General features: G+C 69.9%; 12 protein-coding genes. 4 read left to right on the top strand and 8 right to left on the bottom strand.

From position 1 onward, the window contains the following. Positions 1-76 precede the first annotated feature (76 nt). Together FHR32_RS19485 and FHR32_RS19480 are read left to right on the top strand one after the other, a co-directional pair. Positions 77-2,170 carry a beta-propeller domain-containing protein gene (locus FHR32_RS19485; RefSeq protein ID WP_184755592.1) on the top strand — a complete coding sequence of 698 codons (2,094 nt, stop codon included), beginning with the start codon at positions 77-79 and terminating at the stop codon, positions 2,168-2,170. A 175-nt stretch (positions 2,171-2,345) separates the two neighbouring features. Further along, entirely contained in the window at positions 2,346-5,252 is a 2,907-nt protein-coding gene (locus tag FHR32_RS19480; protein ID WP_312882475.1) for a M36 family metallopeptidase, read from the top strand. A 74-nt stretch (positions 5,253-5,326) separates the two neighbouring features. Here the strand turns inward: FHR32_RS19480 and FHR32_RS19475 are convergent, their stop codons facing one another. After that, complete coding sequence (locus FHR32_RS19475; protein ID WP_184755590.1) at positions 5,327-7,063, bottom strand: glycerol-3-phosphate dehydrogenase/oxidase; 1,737 nt, start codon at positions 7,061-7,063, stop codon at positions 5,327-5,329. Between the two features lie 263 nt (positions 7,064-7,326). Between FHR32_RS19475 and nagA the strand changes: the two genes are divergently transcribed. Next, complete coding sequence (gene nagA / locus FHR32_RS19470; protein ID WP_184755589.1) at positions 7,327-8,463, top strand: N-acetylglucosamine-6-phosphate deacetylase; 1,137 nt, start codon at positions 7,327-7,329, stop codon at positions 8,461-8,463. A gap of 3 nt (positions 8,464-8,466) precedes the next feature. Here nagA and FHR32_RS19465 read toward each other — a convergent pair whose 3' ends face one another. From FHR32_RS19465 to guaB, 3 genes are all read right to left on the bottom strand, one after another. Next, positions 8,467-9,402: a hypothetical protein gene (locus FHR32_RS19465; protein ID WP_184755588.1), complete on the bottom strand. Its 936-nt coding sequence runs from the start codon at positions 9,400-9,402 to the stop codon at positions 8,467-8,469. A gap of 144 nt (positions 9,403-9,546) precedes the next feature. Further along, on the bottom strand, positions 9,547-10,665 hold the full coding sequence (locus FHR32_RS19460) for a GuaB3 family IMP dehydrogenase-related protein (protein WP_184755587.1): 1,119 nt from the start codon (positions 10,663-10,665) through the stop codon (positions 9,547-9,549). 135 nt (positions 10,666-10,800) lie between these two features. Further along, the gene (gene guaB, locus FHR32_RS19455; RefSeq protein ID WP_184755586.1) at positions 10,801-12,282 is read right to left on the bottom strand and encodes an IMP dehydrogenase; all 1,482 of its coding nucleotides are present in this window, start codon (positions 12,280-12,282) and stop codon (positions 10,801-10,803) included. Between the two features lie 170 nt (positions 12,283-12,452). On the opposite strand from guaB, the gene FHR32_RS19450 reads away from it, so the two are divergent. Beyond that, positions 12,453-12,830, top strand: a complete 378-nt coding sequence (locus FHR32_RS19450) for a DUF5319 family protein (protein WP_184755585.1) — start codon at positions 12,453-12,455, stop codon at positions 12,828-12,830. Here FHR32_RS19450 and FHR32_RS19445 read toward each other — a convergent pair. The 4 genes from FHR32_RS19445 to groES all read right to left on the bottom strand — a co-directional run bounded on the left by FHR32_RS19445 (position 12,791) and on the right by groES (position 16,015). Next, entirely contained in the window at positions 12,791-12,994 is a 204-nt protein-coding gene (locus tag FHR32_RS19445; RefSeq protein ID WP_184755584.1) for a hypothetical protein, read from the bottom strand. The genes FHR32_RS19450 and FHR32_RS19445 overlap by 40 nt on opposite strands. A gap of 82 nt (positions 12,995-13,076) precedes the next feature. Then, positions 13,077-13,715: a sigma-70 family RNA polymerase sigma factor gene (locus FHR32_RS19440; protein ID WP_184755583.1), complete on the bottom strand. Its 639-nt coding sequence runs from the start codon at positions 13,713-13,715 to the stop codon at positions 13,077-13,079. A gap of 276 nt (positions 13,716-13,991) precedes the next feature. Continuing rightward, the gene (groL, locus tag FHR32_RS19435; RefSeq protein WP_184755582.1) at positions 13,992-15,614 is read right to left on the bottom strand and encodes a chaperonin GroEL; all 1,623 of its coding nucleotides are present in this window, start codon (positions 15,612-15,614) and stop codon (positions 13,992-13,994) included. Positions 15,615-15,703: 89 nt separating this feature from the next. Next, a complete protein-coding gene (groES, locus tag FHR32_RS19430) occupies positions 15,704-16,015 on the bottom strand; it encodes a co-chaperone GroES (RefSeq protein WP_012887898.1) in 312 nt (103 codons plus the stop codon). Positions 16,016-16,090 lie beyond the last annotated feature (75 nt).

Below are 16,090 nucleotides of genomic sequence, written 5' to 3'. Positions count from 1 at the left end.
CCACGGCCGAGCCCGGAGTCTCCACGCTCAAGGAGATTCGATGAACCCGGCGCGGTGCCGATCCGTCGTAGGGGGCATGAGGACATCGATTCGTACGGCCGGCGCCGTCACCCTTGCCGCCGCCCTGCTTGCCACGGGGTGCGAACAGGTGGGGACAGAGACCGGCGCGAGCCGTACGGCCCCGGTCGACCTGGGAAACATCAAGCTGGTTTCCTACAACGGCTGCGACGACATGCTGGCCGGGTTGCGGGCGGCGGCGGCCGAGAAGGTCGGGCCGTGGGGCCTGGGGGGCCCGCAGATCATGTACATGGAGGCGCGCTCGGATGTCGCCACGGCCCGGTCCAAGGTCGCGGCACCCGAGCACTCGACCACGAACACGCACGAGGCCGGGGTCGACGAGCCGGACCTGGTGAAGACCGACGGCAACCGGGTGATCACCGTCAACCGCGGCGTGCTGCGGGTGGTGGACACCGCCACCAGGAAGGTCACCGGCACGCTCAAGCTGGTCAACCCCGAACAGGCGTGGGCCCCGGCCGACCTGCTGGTCAGCGGGGACCGGGCACTGGTGCTGTTCTCCGGCGGCGGGATCATCCCGTTCGGCGCGATGGCCAAGCGGGCGGCGAGCCCGGGTCCGCGCTACGTTCTCGTCGACCTGTCCGGGAAGCCGAAGGTGATCGGCTCGCTCACTCCGGACGGCTCCCACGTGGACGCCAGGATGGTCGGCTCGACGGTCCGGGTGGTGGTCCGCAGCCAGCCCAAGATCGACTTCCCCGATCCCGGCCCCGACGTCTCGGAGAACGAGCGGACCCGCCGCAATGCGGAGACCATCGCCAAGGCGCCGATCGAGGCGTGGCTGCCGACGTTCGAGACGACGGACGACAAGGGCGCCACCTCGACCGGCAAGGTCACCTGTGACCAGGTCAGCCACCCCGCGGAGTACAGCGGCACGTCGATGCTGACCGTGCACAGTTTCGACCTGTCGCGCGGGCTCACCGAGACCTCGCCGATCAGTGTGGCGGCCGACGGCGACACCGTCTACGGCACCGGCTCCAGCCTGTACGTCACCAGCAACCCGCGCTGGTGGTGGCCCCGGCCGATCGAACCGCCGGCGGTCGAGGACACGCCGTCGTCCACGGCTCAGCCCCCGAAGATCACGGACACCCCGTACTCCACCGCGCAACCCCCGGACATCGAGGACACCCCGTCCTCCACCGCACAGGCCCCGGAGGTCGAACCGACCCCGGCAGAGCCCCCGGTGACCCCCACCGCGACCACCGAGCCGGCTCCCGACACCACGGCGACATCTGTCGAGCCGCCCGAGGAGACCGAGATCCACCGGTTCGACATCACCGCACCGGGCGCGCCGCGCTACGTCGCCTCGGGCAGGGTGCCCGGACGGCTGCTCAACCAGTACTCCCTGTCCGAACACGAGGGGCACCTGCGGGTCGCCACCACCTCGACCGCCGGGCAGACCAGCTCCAGCGCCGTCTACGTACTCAAGACCGACACCCTGAACAAGGTGGGCGAGGTCGGCGGCCTGGGCGACGGCGAACGGATCTACTCGGTCCGGTTCATCGGCCCGGTCGGCTACGTGGTGACGTTCAAGCAGGTGGACCCGCTCTACATCCTCGACCTGCGCGATCCGGCGGACCCCAGGAAGACGGGCGAGCTGAAGATCACCGGTTACTCCGCCTACCTGCATCCGGCGGGCGACGGGCGGCTGATCGGCGTCGGTCAGGAGGCGAGTGAGAAGGGTCGCACGCTCGGCACGCAGGTCTCGCTGTTCGACGTCAGCGACCCGGCCAATCCGCGCCGCCTGTCGCAGATGTTCCAGAAGGACTCCGGCACCGAGGCCGAGTGGGACCCGCACGCCTTCCTCTACTGGGCCAAGACGGGCATGGCGGTGCTGCCGCTGACCAGCTGGGGCGGTGACGAGCAGGGAGGCGCCGCCGCCCTCGTCCTCACCATCGGCGGGTCCGCCGTGACCCGGACCGGCACCGTCACCCACCCCGCGCCCAAGGTCCAGGGCAACAGCCGTCTCATCGCCTACGACCCGGGCATCCGCCGCTCGGTCGTCATCGGCGACAGCCTTTGGACGGTCTCCGACCTGGGTCTCAAGGTCAGCGACATGAACGGCCTCGCCGACCAGGCCTGGATCCCCTTCGCTTAGACCGTCGAGTACGGCCTGCGCCCCCGGCTGCACCGCCGGGGGCGCCCCTATTACACCGACATATGGCCCTTTACAAGATCTTGTCAGAGTACTTAAGCCAGTGTTAGCTCTTGCGGAACGCACGTGATCCACGTGTGGCATGGCCAACGACGGCCGTCTCTGCGCAGGAGGATTGGTGTCGACCAGACCCTGGTTACGCATCACCGTCATCGCAGCCGCTACCGCGGCGCTCGCCCTTCCCCTCCCGGGAGTCGCCGAAAGCGAACCCGGCGTGCAAGCCCCCACCGTCCATGACTTCCAGGCCGAGGAACACGGCAAGCCCGATCTGGACAACCGTCGCGGCAGCGTCGCGCCCCCGGCCTCGTTCGCCAGGACCGCGAACGCGGCGACGATCCGGTGGAACACCCTCGGCACGCCGGCCGTCGTCACCGGCTCCGCACCGCTCGCCGAAGGCCTGGGCGCCGACCCCGAGCAGGCCGCACGGGCCTACCTCAAGGCCAACGAGAACCTCTTCGGCCTCTCCGGTGAGGCCGTGGACGCACTGGAGAAGGTCGCGGTCAACCCCATCGGGAACGGCCACGCCGTACTGCTCAGGCAGAGGTTCGGCGACCTTCCGGCCGGCGTGGACGGGCAGGTGGCGATCGGCGTGACGGGCGGCAAGGTCGTCCACGTCACCTCGACGCTGTCACGCTCCACCGCGGCGCCTCCGGCCGCCGCGATCACCGGGCAGCAGGCGCTGGAGATCGCGGCCGGGGACGGCGGGATCGACCTGGCCACGGCGAGCACGAAGAAGGTCACCCCGGTGGCGGTGCCCGCGCCCGACGGGACGCACAACGCCTTCCAGGTCGTCCTGGTCGGCGGTGCGGAGGGCGAGGCCGCCGGGTACACCACCCACGTCGACGCGGTCAGCGGCGAGATCCTGACCCGCGAGAACCTGGTGGATCACCACTTCGAACCGGACAACCCGCGCTGGGACGTCTTCCCGGCCAACCCACCCGACGACTACTCCTCGACCGACGCCCGCGTGACCTGGTGCTTCACCGGCGGGCCCGGCTGCGAGCAGGTCATCGGCGGCGACCCGGCGACGGGCAAGGCCTGGGACATCGACCACTCGACGGGCACGCCGACCGGCACCAGCGTCAGCAACGCCACCCGGACCACCGAGAACCGCGCCAGCGGCGACGCGTTCACCGTCGGCACCCGGGGCAACGTGGCCACGCCGAGCCGGAACTACACCTACCCGTGGACCAACCGGTGGCACACGGCCAAGTGCGACCCGGCCGCCTTCGACCAGCCGGGTGAGGCCGACCTCGAAGCCGCGATGGCGAACCTGCACGCCATGCACAACCGGATGCACGACTGGTCCTACCATCTCGGCTTCACCGAGTCCGCGTGGAACATGCAGAAGGACAACGGCTCTCGCGGCGGCCTCGGCGCCGACCCCGAGCAGGGCAACGCCCAGGCGGGCGCCCGGGTGCTCAGCGTACGCAACAACGCCAACCAGATCACCGGCCCCGACGGGGTCGCGCCGATCACCAACATGTACCTCTGGCAGCCACTCGCGGGCGCCTTCTACTCGCCGTGCGCGGACGGCGACTACGACATGTCGGTGATCGGGCACGAGTACACCCACGCGATCTCCGGCCGGATGATCGCCGGTCCGAACGCCGGATGGAGCGGCTCCCAGGCCGGGGCCATGAACGAGAGCACCTCCGACCTGTTCGCCATGGAGTACCTCTTCGAGAACGGCTTCCGCCCCTCGGGCGAGACGCCGTACGTGACCGGCGGCTACGTCACCGGTGACAAGAAGGCGGGCATCCGCAACTACGACATGTCCCGCTCTCCGCTGAACTACAGCGACATCGCCTACGACATCGTCGGCCAGCAGGTGCACGCGGACGGAGAGATCTGGTCGGCCACCCAGTACGACGTGCGCAAGGCCTTCCTCCAGCGGTACGGCCAGGGCACCCCGGCCAGGCAGAAGGCGTGCGCCGAGGGGACGACCCCGCTCGACCAGTGCCCCGGCAACCGCCGCTGGGCGCAGGTCTCCTTCGACGCGCTGCTGCTGATGTCCTCCGGAGCGGTCAGTTACGTCGACCACCGCGACGCGCTGCTCGCGGCCGACACCATCCGGTTCGGCGGTAAGAACCAGGACATCATGTGGCGGGCGTTCGCCCAGCACGGCCTCGGCGAGGGCGCGGCGAGCAAGGGCCCGAACGACCCGGACCCGACTCCGAGCTTCGTCGACCCGGCCGGCAGGAACGGCAGCCTGCAGCTCAAGCCGCTGCTCGACGCCAAGGACGCGGCGCTCAGGCTCTACGTCGGCGACTACGAGGGCCGCGTGGTGCCGGTGGCCGACACCGACCCGGCGACCGAGCTGGACGACACCGTCGAGATGGCCCCGGGCCTGTACGACTTCGTGGTCGCCGGCAACGGGTTCGGGCACACCCGGGTGAAGTTCGCGGTACTGCCCGGCGTGAAGCTGCCGCTGCCGCTGCCCCTGTCGCGGAACCACGCCTCCGCGGCGCTGGGCGCGACGGCTGCGGGCGACGGGGTCAACCACGCCAAGCTGATCGACGAGACCGAGGCCACGAACTGGGCCTCGCTCACCGGTCCGGTCACCGGCAAGGCGGTCACCGTCGACCTCGCCGGGACCGCCCCCGTCCCGGTCCGCAGGGTCCAGGTCAGCGCCATGCTCCGGCCCAACGTCAACGACCCGGCCGACCCCGGTGGCCAGAACCGCTTCAGCGCCCTGCGCGCCTTCGAGGTCCTGGCCTGCGACGCCACGAAGAAGGACTGCTCATCCCCGGCGTCGTACTCCGTCGTCTACACCAGCTCCGACAAGGCGTTCCAGACCAGCCTGCCGCGCCCGCGCGGCGCCGACCTGCTGATCAAGTCCTTCAAGATCCCGACCACCAAGGCGACCCACCTGGCCCTGCGGGCCGTTTCCACCCAGTGCACCGGTAACCCGCTCTACGCCGGTGAACAGGACAACGACCCCAACTCCGCGACCGACTGCGCCACCGCCAGCCCGGCCGGGGAGCAGCTCCGCGCCGCCGAGTTCCAGGCGTTCTCGCACTAGCTCACACCAGGCCGGGTACGGCTCCCGCCCTCGCGGCGGGAGCCGTACACCCGTGTCTGCCGGGCCTGCACCGCTCAGGCGATCTCCGGGGTCGCGACGGGGACCACGTCGGGGGCGCCGAGGCGGATCGCGTCGGCCTCCTGGTCGGTGTCCTGCTCCTGGGAGAGCCGCTCGGCCTCGACCCGTTTGGTGTAGTACTCCACCTCGCGCTTGATCCGCTCGGCGTCCCACTCCAGCGGCCCGGCGAGCAGCTCGGCCGCCTCCTGCACCACGCCCAGCCCCCGGTGGAAGGTCTCGATCGAGATGTGCGTGCGCCGGGCCAGCACGTCGTTCAGGTGGCGGGCGCCCTCGTGGGTGGCCGCGTAGACGATCTCCGCGCGCAGGTAGTCGTCCGCGCCGCTCAGCGGAAGCGCCAGCGACGGGTCCTTCTCGATCAGCGCGAGAACCTCGTCGACCATCGACCCGTAGCGCTGCAGCAGGTGTTCGATCCGCGCCACGTGCAGCCCGGACGAGTGGGCCAGCCGCTGCCGGGCGTTCCACAGGGCCTGATAGCCCTCGGCGCCGGCCAGCGGGATCCGGTCCGTGCACGACGGCGGGACCCGCTGGTCCAGTCCGTGCGCCACCGCGTTCACCGCGTCCTGCGCCATGACCCGGTAGGTCGTGTACTTGCCCCCGGCCACCATGACCAGTCCGGGCACCGGGTGGGTCACGATGTGCTCGCGGGAGAGCTTGGACGTCTCCTCCGACTCCCCCGACAGCAACGGCCGCAGCCCGGCGTAGACGCCCTCGACGTCGTCGCGGGTGAGCGGCACCGAGAGCACCTCGTTCACGTGCTCGAGGACGTAGTCGATGTCGGAGCGGGAGGCCGCCGGGTGCGCCCGGTTCAGGTCCCAGCGGGTGTCGGTGGTCCCGATGATCCAGTGACGCCCCCAGGGGATCACGAACAGCACCGACTTCTCGGTGCGCAGGATGATCCCGGTCAGGGAGTGGATCCGGTCGCGCGGGACGACCAGGTGGATGCCCTTGGACGCGCGGACGTGGATCTGTCCCCGGCCGCCGACCAGCTCCTGGATGTCGTCGGTCCACACGCCCGTGGCGTTGACCACCTGCCGGGCCCGCACGTCCATCTCGGTCCCGGCCTCCAGGTCGCGCACCCGGACCCCGGTGACCCGCTCGCCCTCCCGCAGGAAACCCACCACCTGGGTCCGCGAGGCCACGTGCGCCCCGTAGGAGGCGGCGGTCCGCAGCATGGTCATCACGTAACGGGCGTCGTCGACCTGGGCGTCCCAGTACTGCACCGCGCCGGAGAACGCCGTCCGCCGCAGCGAGGGCGCGAGCCGCAGCGCCCTCCTGCGCGACAGGTGCCGGTGCCCGGGCACGCCACGGGTGGAGCCGAAGGAGAAGCCCAGCGAGTCGTACATCACCAGACCCGCCCCGATGTACGGCCGTTCCCACCCGACGTGCGTGAGCGGGAGCAGGAACGGCACGGGCCGCACGAGGTGCGGGGCGATCCGCTGCAACAGCAGGGCCCGCTCCCTGAGCGCCTCCCTGACCAGGTCGAAGTTGAGCTGCTCCAGATACCGCAGCCCGCCGTGGATCAGTTTCGATGATCTGGACGAGGTGCCGGAGGCGAAGTCGCGCGCCTCCAGCAGCCCGACGCTCAGCCCCCGGGTGGCCGCGTCCAGCGCGACTCCGGCACCGACGACGCCGCCGCCGATCACCACCACGTCGAGTTCCTGGGCGCCCATCTGCGTCAGTGCGGCGGCCCGCTCGGCAGGACCGAGGCGTGCCGTGCCCATTCGCGCCGTCATGCTGCATCCCCCTGGGGTACGGGTTGTCATATGGCGTCGGGTATCTACCCATCTACCCTAGGCACCACTACTGATCGGTAGGGAACCGTGGGACGAGATTCGTGCCACACCTCCCGTGAACAGCGGGAGAGCTCCCCGCAAACGCCTGTCGTCGGCGATTCCCCATGATCGCGACCCTGCGCTACGAGTTCCGTATGCAGGTCCGCACGACATCACCACCACCACCGTCGACCGGCCCTCCGGGAACCGGAGAGGATGGTCGCATGAGCATCACACTCGCCGGCGCCCGCATCGTGACCCCCGAAGGTGTCCACGGAGGCTGGCTCACCATCGAAGACGGCCGCATCACCCACGTGGGCCAGGGCTCCGCCCCCGGCCCGGGTCATGACCTCTCGGGCCGATACGTCGTACCGGGGTTCGTCGACATCCACAACCACGGCGGGGCGGGGGGCTCCTTCCCCACGGGTGATCCGGACGAGGCGGTCCGGATCGCCGCCCTGCACGCCAGGCACGGCACCACCACGCTCATGGCCAGCCTGGTCACCGCGGCGCCGGACGATCTGGCCAGGGCGACCGCCGCCCTGGCCGACCTGTGCGAGAACGGCCTGCTGGCCGGGATCCACTTCGAGGGTCCCTACATCTCCCTGGCCCGCTGCGGAGCGCACGACCCGGCGCTGCTGCGTGACCCCTCCCCCCGGGAGCTCACCGATCTGCTCAAGGCCGGACGCGGCCATGTGCGGATGCTCACCATCGCCGCCGAACTGCCCGGTGCGCTGGACACCATCAGGGAGGCGGTCGCGAACAACGTGATCGCCGCCCTCGGGCACAGCGACGCCACCTACGAGCAGACACTCGCGGGCATCGACGCCGGCGGCAGCGTCGCGACCCACCTCTACAACGCGATGCCGCCGCTGCATCACCGCGCCCCCGGTCCGATCGCCGCGCTGCTGGAGGACGACCGCGTCACGATCGAGCTGATCAACGACGGCGTGCACCTGCATCCGGCGATGATGCGCCTGGCCTATGACGTCGCGGGCCCCGGCCGGACCGCGCTGATCACCGACGCGATGGCGGCGGCGGGCATGGGCGACGGCGTCTACCGGCTCGGCCCGATGGAGGTGAACGTCGCCGACGGCGTCGCCCGGCTGGCCGAGGGCGGCTCCATCGCGGGCAGCACCCTCACCATGGACGTCGCCTTCCGGCGCAGCGTCCAGGATGTCGGACTGTCGCTGTCCGAGGCCGCCGAGATCGCCTCGCTCACCCCCGCCCGGGTCCTCGGCCTCGCCGACCTCCTCGGCTCCGTCTCCGTCGGCAAGCAGGCCGACCTGGTGGTGCTCACCGGCGACCTGGAAGTCTGCGGGGTCATGAAGCGCGGGAGCTGGATCGTCGAACCCTCCTGACCGTCACGACCACTTCCAGCGGATGCCGATCAGGCCGGGCTGGAGCGAACCCGTCACCAGGTGGACCGCGTGGTGGGCGTTGAGGGTGAGCGCGGCCTGGTCGTGCTCACCCGCGGCGGAGTCGTGGCGGGCGAAGCGGCGGACGCCGACGGGGAGGGCGCCGGGGTCGAAGCTCACCCGGAGCATGTACTGGCCCGCCGGGAAGCGGAAACCCCGCTCGTACTCGGTGGTCTCCACACCGCTCGGGTCGGCGAGCTCGTAGCGGATCACCTGGGTGTCCCCGGTCCGGAGCGCCCGGTCGAACAGCAGCTCGGCCACCACCAGGGCGGTCGGCCCGTCGCGGCGGACCCGGCCGACCCTGCAGTCCTCCAGTGCCCGGATCCGCACGCGCTCCACATCGCACCCGATGTCGCCCCGGTAGACCATGATGTAGCGATCGGCCGCGTCCTCGTGCGCCTGCACCACCTGGAGCGTCTCGCGCCGGACGGTGCTGCGGTCCGCCCCGATCCGCAGCGACTCGTACATCCCGGCGATGTGCAGCCGCCGGTCGTCGGCCACCCCGTCCAGCTCGTCCAGCAGGGTCGACAGGGCACGTGTGGGGCCCAGGACCGAGGAGCAGGGCGCCACAGCCGGCTGCGGCCCGGCGCTCTGCCCCCGGCCCCGAGGCCGGGGCGGGCCGAGCAGGCCCATCAGCGAGCGGGGCGGCAGGATGAGGATCTCCTCCAGCGCGCGCACGGCACGCAGCGACTCGGGCCGCTCGGGACGGCGCAGGCCCTGCTGCCAGTAGCTCAGGCTCGTCATCCCGACCCGCAGGCCGCGCTCCTCAAGACGCTGGCGGAGCCGGTCCAGGGTCAGGCCACGCGCCTCCACCGCCGCGCGGAGCGCGACGTGGAACGGGCCCTCGCTGAGGGCGACCTGGAGCTCGGGATCATCCGACACATGGGCATGTTCACAGATTTTCCCCCATACGTCACTTTCGCGGCCCCTGGCATTTCAGTGGATGCCGCGTCCCCAGGACATACCGCCAGAACGACGGACGCCCGGCCCGCCGGGCCGGGCGTCCGCACGGAACGTCGGCGGGCGTCAGCTGGTGTGCGGCGCGACGACGACCTCGACCCGCTGGAACTCCTTCAGGTCGGAGTATCCGGCGGTGGCCATCGTGCGCTTGAGCGCGCCCATCAGGTTCATCGAGCCGTCGGCCACCGAGGACGGACCGTGCAGGATCTGCTCCAGCGTGCCGACCGTGCCGAACTCGACCCGCTTGCCCCGGGGGAGCTCGGGGTGCTGCGCCTCCGAGCCCCAGTGGAAGCCGCGGCCGGGGGCCTCGACGGCCCTGGCCAGCGGCGAGCCGACCATGACCGCGTCGGCGCCGCAGGCGATCGCCTTGGCGATGTCGCCGGAGGTGCCCATGCCACCGTCGGCGATGACGTGGACGTAACGGCCGCCGGACTCGTCCATGTAGTCGCGGCGGGCCGCGGCCACATCGGAGATGGCGGTGGCCATCGGCACCACCACGCCCAGCACCGTGCGGGTGGTGTGCGAGGCGCCGCCGCCGAAACCGACGAGCACGCCGGCCGCGCCGGTCCGCATCAGGTGCAGCGCCGCGGTGTAGGTGGCGCAGCCGCCGACGATCACCGGGACGTCGAGCTCGTAGATGAACTGCTTGAGGTTCAGCGGCTCGGCCCGGCTGGAGACGTGCTCGGCGGATACCGTGGTGCCGCGGATCACGAAGATGTCCACGCCCGCGTCGATGACGGCCTTGTGGTGCTGGACCGTGCGCTGCGGGGACAGGCGGACGGCCGTGGTCACCCCGGCCGCACGGATCTCCTCGATGCGCCGGCCGATCAGCTCGTCCCTGATCGGCGCGTCGTAGATCTCCTGGAGCCGCCTCGTGGCCGCCTCACCCTTGAGCTCGGCCACCTCCGCCAGCAGGGGCGTCGGGTCCTCGTAGCGGGTCCACAGTCCTTCGAGGTCCAGCACCGCGAGACCGCCGAGCCGGCCGACCTCGATCGCGGTCTTCGGCGAGACCACACTGTCCATCGGGCTCACCACAACGGGCAGATCGAACCGGTAGGCGTCGATCTGCCAGGCGATCGAGACCTCTTCCGGGTCGCGGGTGCGACGGGAGGGAACGATGCCGATCTCGTCGAGCGCGTAGGCACGACGGCCGTTCTTGCCGCGCCCGATCTCCACCTGAGTCATATGTCTGTCTTTCCCATTCCATGCGTGTACGGCTCACGCCAGCGGGCGTAAGCCGTACCGTGCCGTTGTGACCCGCCTGCTCGCAGAAGTCCGGCGCGGAGCCCTTGTCGTCCGTTCGGCATCCGCGACAGGACCTCAACGACGGTGGTAGTTCGGAGCCTCGACCGTCATCTGGATGTCGTGCGGGTGGCTCTCCTTGAGACCGGCCGCCGTGATCGGCATGAGCTCGCACCTGGTGTGCATCTCCGAGATCGTGCGACACCCGGCGTACCACATGCCCTGGCGCAGGCCGCCGACGAGCTGGTGGGCGACCGCGGCGACCGGGCCCCGGTAGGGCACCTGGCCCTCGATGCCCTCGGGAATGAACCTGTCCTCGCCGGCGACGTCGGCCTGGGCGTAGCGGTCCTTGCTGAAGGAGGCGCCGCCGCGCTCGCGGTTGCGGACCGCGCCGAGCGACCCCATTCCCCGGTAGGACTTGAACTGCTTGCCGTTGATGAAGATCAGTTCGCCCGGCGACTCCTCACAGCCCGCCAGGAGTGAGCCCAGCATCACCGTGTCCGCTCCCGCGGCGATGGCCTTGACGATGTCGCCGGAGTATTGGAGGCCGCCGTCGCCGATCACCGGCACCCCGGCGGGACCGGCGGCCAGGGAGGCCTCGTGGATGGCCGTCACCTGGGGGGCGCCGACGCCGGCGACCACCCGGGTGGTGCAGATGGAGCCCGGCCCGACCCCGACCTTGACCGCGTCGGCCCCGGCGTCGATCAGCATCTGGGCGCCCGCGCGCGTGGCGATGTTGCCGCCGATCACCTCGACCCGGCTGTTCGCCTTGAGCTTGGAGATCATGTCGGCGAGTCCCTTGGAGTGCCCGTGGGCGACATCCACGATGATCACATCGACCCCGGCCTCGACCAGGGCCATCGCCCGCTGCTCGGCGTCACCCCCGACGCCGACGGCCGCCCCCACGACCAGCCGGCCGCCGGCGTCCTTGGTGGCGAGGGGGTACTGCTCGCTCTTGGTGAAGTCCTTGACGGTGATGAGCCCGCGGAGACGCCCGTCGGCATCGACCAGCGGGAGCTTCTCGATCTTGTTCTTCCTGAGCAGCTCGAACGCGCCGTCCCTGGAGACCCCCACGGGAGCGGTGACGAGCGGCATCGGGGTCATGACCTCGCGCACGGGACGGCTCTGGTCGTTCTCGAAGCGCATGTCGCGGTTGGTGACGATGCCGACGAGCACGCCGGTCGGGTCGGTCACCGGGACACCGGAGATCCGGTAGGTGGCGCAGAGACGCTCGACGTCGGCGAGAGTGTCGTCCGGCGCGCAGGTGACCGGGTTGGTGACCATCCCGGCCTCGGAACGCTTGACGAGGTCGGCCTGCTGAGCCTGGTCCTCGATGGAGAGATTGCGGTGCAGGATGCCGATGCCGCCCTGACGGGCCATCGCCACCGCCATGCGGGCCTCGGTGACCGTGTCCATCGCCGCTGAGACCAGCGGAATGCGCAGGGTGATCCCCCGCGACAGCCGCGTTCCGGTGTCAGCCTCACCTGGCTGCAGATCGGAATACGCGGGCACCAGGAGCACATCGTCGAACGTGAGCCCCGGTTCGGTGAACTTGGCCATCTGCAACCCTCCTGCCGCGGCGCTCTCATTTGTGGGGAAAGGCGCCGGCCCCCAGTTCGTAGTTTAGAGTCTGGCTCCAAACCTGGAGGACACCGGGGGAAAAAGCCAGGTCATGGGTAACCGGCCTAGTTCGGGGCCTGTTGGCCGGGTCAAGGCCATAAGGTGGGATAGTGCTCGACGATGTCCCCCGCGACCCGTTCGCGGATGACCCCGACGACCCGGCGGCGGCGCTGGGAGAGCCCGACGACCCCGAGCCGCTGACCTCAGCCGAACGCGACGAGGCCATGACCGACCTGGCCGACGTGGAGGTCTTCCGTTCGCTGCTGGAGCCCCAGGGGGTGCTCGGCCTGGTCCTCGACTGCCCGGAATGCGGCGAGCAGCACTACTTCGACTGGGAGCTGTTGCGCGGCAATCTCCGCCAGATGATCGAGAAGGGCCGTCCGCAGGTGCACGAACCCGCCTGCCGGCCCAAGCCCGCGGACTATGTCACCTGGGACTACGCCCGTGGCTACGTGGACGGTGTGATCGACACCGAGGAGCACCGCTGATCGACGTCGTCGATCAGCGCGGACAGCAGCCTGACGGCGACGTCGGAGGTGGGGAGGGGCTCCCTGTGGGAGAGCGCCTCCAGGACGGCGTCGGTCTCGGCGACGGCCGGATCCTCCTCCGGCCCGTATCGCCGGGCCGGACGCCGTGGATGGACCGTCGTCATGGCAGCGCCCGCTCAGGGCCCTCGCCGGCACCGTGAGCCCCACCCCGCGCTGCGCGCCCGTGCCGGGCCGGTTGCTCCCCGGTCAAGCTATCGACTCCAGCTCCGCCATCGCCCGTAGCCGGGCCAGCGCCCGATGCTGGGCGACACGGACCGCACCTGCTGACATGCCCAGTACATTACCCGTCTCCTCCGCGGAGAGGCCCGCCACCACCCTGAGCATCAGCAGCTGGCGCTGATTGTCCGGGAGCCTTTCGAGCAGCCTGCGGGCGTGCTCGGCCTCGATGTAGCGGACCACGGTCTCCTCCGGTCCCGGGCCCTCGTCAGGCCCGTCCGGGAGGTCCTGGGTGGGTACGGCGGAGCGTACGGAGCTGCGCAGCGCGTCGGCCACCTTGTGGGAGGCGATACCGAAGACGAAGGACGCGAACGGGCGTCCCATGTCACGGTAGCGGGGCAGAGCGGACAGGACCGCGATGCACACCTCCTGGGCCACGTCGTCCGCGATGTGATATTGGCCGGAAACCCGGCCGAGACGAGCACGGCAGTAACGGACGACCATTGGCCGTAACTGCGCGATCAGGCTTTCGATCGCGCTGCGATCCCCCTGAACGGCGAGGCTCGTCAGATCCTTGAGATCATCCCTATGGGCGACCCCTTCAGATCTCGTCGCAAGCCTTACCCCACTTTTGGCGTCGGCGACGCATCCCTCGGTCACGTTAGGCATGATGCCCGCCCTGATCCGGCCTGTCGTCATAGCAAACGGCTACGGATTGGTCACATTGAGGCGGAGATAACGGAGGGTAATCAAACGATGACAGTGGTGGCCTTGGTGTGCCTTAATATTTCATTGGATAGCCGAATATGTCGATTATTTGTTAGAGAAGTGTTTGGTCTTCCGAGGGAAGCATGGTGACGCTTTGGGACCCCTTTCGGTTTACCGGAAAACAGAACGGCCCGCGTCCCCCCCGAGGGGCGCGGGCCGTACCGGATCCGATGAAGATCAGTGACCGTGGCCGTGGCCGTGGCCGTGACCACCGGCGGCCGGGGCCTCCTCCTCGGGCTTGTCCACCACGAGGGCCTCGGTCGTCAGCAGCATGCCGGCGATGGAGGCGGCGTTCTGGACGGCCGAGCGGGTGACCTTGACCGGGTCGATGACCCCCTGGGCGATCAGGTCGCCGTACTCGCCGGTGGCGGCGTTGAAGCCCTGGCCGACGGCGAGCTCCGCGACCTTGGTCGTCACGACGTAGCCCTCGCGGCCGGCGTTCTCGGCGATCCAGCGAGCCGGCTCGATGAGCGCCTTGCGGACCACGGCGACACCGGTCGCCTCGTCACCGGACAGGCCGAGGTCGTCCAGGACCTTGGCCACGTGGATGAGCGCGGAGCCGCCGCCGGAGACGATGCCCTCCTCGATCGCCGCACGGGTCGCGGAGATGGCGTCCTCAAGGCGGTGCTTCTTCTCCTTGAGCTCCACCTCGGTGGCCGCGCCGACCTTCAGCACGGAGACGCCGCCGGCGAGCTTGGCGAGGCGCTCCTGAAGCTTCTCGCGGTCCCAGTCGGAGTCGGACTGCTCGATGGCGTGCCTGATCTCCCTGACCCGGTCGGAGATCGCCTGCTCGTCGCCGGCACCGTCCACGACGGTGGTGGCGTCCTTGGTGATCACGACGCGGCGGGCGGTGCCGAGCACCTCGAGGCCGACGTTCTCCAGCTTGAGACCGACCTCCTCGCTGACCACCTGGCCACCGGTGAGGACCGCGATGTCCTGCAGCATCGCCTTGCGACGGTCACCGAAGCCCGGCGCCTTGACGGCGACGGAGGTGAAGGTGCCGCGGATCTTGTTCGTGACCAGGACGGCCAGGGCCTCACCCTCGACGTCCTCGGCGATGACGAGCAGCGCCTTCTTGGTCTGCGCGATCTTCTCCAGCAGCGGCAGGAAGTCCGCGACAGAGGCGATCTTGCCCTGGGTGATCAGGATGTAGGGGTCCTCCAGGACCGCTTCCATGCGCTCCTGGTCGGTGACCATGTAGGGCGACAGGTAGCCCTTGTCGAACTGGAGACCCTCGGTGAACTCCAGGTCCAGGCCCATGGTGTTGGACTCTTCGACGGTGATGACACCGTCCTTGCCCACCTTGTCGAACGCCTCGGCGATCAGCTCACCGATCTTGGCGTCCTGCGCGGAGATCGTCGCTACGTTCGCGATCTCCTTCTTGTCCTCGACCGGACGGGCGGACTCGATCAGCTTGTCGCTGACGGCCCGGGCCGCGATGTCGATGCCCCGCTTGAGCGACAGGGGCTGGGCCCCGGCGGCGACGTTGCGCAGGCCCTCGCGGACCATCGCCTGAGCGAGGACGGTCGCGGTGGTGGTGCCGTCACCGGCGACGTCGTTGGTCTTGGTGGCGACTTCCTTGGCGAGCTGGGCGCCGAGGTTCTCGTACGGCGCCTCCAACTCGACCTCGCGAGCGATGGTGACACCGTCATTGGTGATGGTCGGCGCACCGAACTTCTTGTCGATGACGACGTTGCGGCCCCGCGGGCCGAGAGTCACCTTCACGGCGTCCGCGAGGGCGTTCACACCACGCTCAAGAGCGCGGCGTGCGTCCTCCTCGAACGACAGGATCTTCGGCATGTCAATCCTCTCTGAAGTACGTCGGCGTATCAAAGCCCCGGGCGCTCACGCGGCCCGGGGCTCGATACGTCATCTTTATGAAGCGTGAACTACTTCTCGATGATGGCGAGCACGTCGCGGGCGGAGAGCACCAGGTACTCCTCGCCTCCGTACTTCACCTCGGTGCCGCCGTACTTGCTGTAGAGGACGATGTCGCCCTCCTTGACGTCGAGCGGAATCCGCTTGTCGCCGTCCTCGTCCCAGTTGCCGGGGCCCACCGCGAGGACCTTGCCCTCCTGCGGCTTCTCCTTGGCGGTGTCCGGGATAACAAGGCCGGAAGCGGTGGTCTGCTCGGCCTCAAGCGGCTGGACCACGATGCGGTCGCCGAGCGGCTTAACGGGAACCTTGGTGGCGGTCGTCACGTCGGACCTCCCCTTCAGATTTGAATGATCTAGAAGAGGCGACCAGCGGTCTGCCGTCGCGGGTGTCAGACCTGC

Source organism: Streptosporangium album, assembly GCF_014203795.1.
GTDB lineage: Bacteria > Actinomycetota > Actinomycetes > Streptosporangiales > Streptosporangiaceae > Streptosporangium > Streptosporangium album.
This window is presented reverse-complemented; position numbering and strand designations above follow the sequence as displayed.

Excerpts from the sequence above, each read along its gene's own strand:
- FHR32_RS19475 (WP_184755590.1), bottom strand. The coding sequence starts at position 7,063 with ATGACGGCGCGAATGGGCACGGCACGCCTCGGTCCTGCCGAGCGGGCC.
- FHR32_RS19485 (WP_184755592.1), top strand. The coding sequence starts at position 77 with ATGAGGACATCGATTCGTACGGCCGGCGCCGTCACCCTTGCCGCCGCC.
- nagA (WP_184755589.1), top strand. The coding sequence starts at position 7,327 with ATGAGCATCACACTCGCCGGCGCCCGCATCGTGACCCCCGAAGGTGTC.
- groL (WP_184755582.1), bottom strand. The coding sequence starts at position 15,614 with ATGCCGAAGATCCTGTCGTTCGAGGAGGACGCACGCCGCGCTCTTGAG.
- FHR32_RS19460 (WP_184755587.1), bottom strand. The coding sequence starts at position 10,665 with ATGACTCAGGTGGAGATCGGGCGCGGCAAGAACGGCCGTCGTGCCTAC.
- FHR32_RS19445 (WP_184755584.1), bottom strand. The coding sequence starts at position 12,994 with ATGACGACGGTCCATCCACGGCGTCCGGCCCGGCGATACGGGCCGGAG.
- guaB (WP_184755586.1), bottom strand. The coding sequence starts at position 12,282 with ATGGCCAAGTTCACCGAACCGGGGCTCACGTTCGACGATGTGCTCCTG.
- FHR32_RS19440 (WP_184755583.1), bottom strand. The coding sequence starts at position 13,715 with ATGCCTAACGTGACCGAGGGATGCGTCGCCGACGCCAAAAGTGGGGTA.